General features: G+C 43.4%; 2 protein-coding genes. Both read left to right on the forward strand.

What is annotated here, in order from left to right:
* Nucleotides 1–634, forward strand: a 634-nt coding sequence (locus tag XpruCFBP8353_RS23040) for a C39 family peptidase (protein ID WP_133125717.1), incomplete at its 5' end; no start/stop codon positions are given.
* Nucleotides 635–637: 3 nt separating this feature from the next.
* On the forward strand, nt 638–1030 hold the full coding sequence (locus XpruCFBP8353_RS23660; protein WP_133125718.1) for a hypothetical protein: 393 nt from the start codon (nt 638–640) through the stop codon (nt 1028–1030).
* Nucleotides 1031–1066 lie beyond the last annotated feature (36 nt).

The following is a 1066-nucleotide window of genomic DNA, read 5'->3' on the forward strand; positions in this document are numbered from 1 at the left end:
GCTCGTCTATGGGCTTACGCAGCTTGGAGCTGGATTAAAGGCTGGGAGTGTGGGTGCGAAGTTAACGGGGGATTACTCCCCTGGAAAAATTCTTGGGACTGAAGGAGCACCCCCATCTGGTAACTTCTACCCCGGTGGTTCGGTTGATGGAGGAGGTAGTGCATTTATCCCTCCGGCATCAATTCCCTATCAGCCAAAAGGGGCGATTATATTGCAAGGAAACGCCCCTGCATGTGGCCCAGCTTGCGCTGCAATGACAATAACTGATGAAACAGGACAGTCTGTTAATCTTGAAAGTGCGATCGGTCGATTTGAAAACGGAATCCGCAGAGACGGAGTCAATGCAAAGGAGATATCAAAAGTTTTAAATGACTCCGGGATCAAGAATAATGTATACACAAATATGTTTTCTGGACAACTAGATCAAGCATTAGCAAATGGAAAAAATGTTATAGTTAACATCCCTGTTGCGCCCGGCAAGGGGCATTTTGTCATTATTGATGGAATTCAAGATGTCGATGGAGTGAAGTACTATATGACTCGCGACCCTTTCACTGGCCCTAGAGGCGTTAGAAAAGATTTAATTGAGAGGGTGATGAGGCTAGGTGCAAATTCTATTGTAACTGGAGAATAGATAATGAGAATTAGAGATTATTTATATCTTGAATGCTGGGTGACAGCAGCTAATTGCAAACTGTATTTAGTGCATGAAGATTACTATTCTGCAAGCACCTCCGGCCATATTTTCGAGGTCTCCAGGCCTGAAATAATGTTCTCTATAATGGAAAAAGTTCTTCTGCTTGGCGGTGGCCATAGTGGAATATTTCACAGAGTGAAAGCTGAGGGAATATTGATAAGTGTGAATCGAAAAATCCTGAAGGTCACAAAATTGTCAGTGAAAGAGAGAGATGGGGATTTCAAGAGGGTAATTATTGACGATGAGTATTTAAAAAGATATGAGCCAAGGTATCTCGAATTTCTACAAAAGTTCTCTGACGTCCACTCCGATGACTGGCTGGACTATGTTTAGAGAAGAGCTGATACGCCCAGGGTTCCGTAGACACTC

Source organism: Xanthomonas prunicola (genome assembly GCF_002846205.1).
Taxonomy (GTDB): domain Bacteria; phylum Pseudomonadota; class Gammaproteobacteria; order Xanthomonadales; family Xanthomonadaceae; genus Xanthomonas; species Xanthomonas prunicola.

What these genes read in the sequence shown, in the direction of transcription:
- XpruCFBP8353_RS23660 (WP_133125718.1), top strand. Translation starts at nt 638, where the DNA reads ATGAGAATTAGAGATTATTTATATCTTGAATGCTGGGTGACAGCAGCT.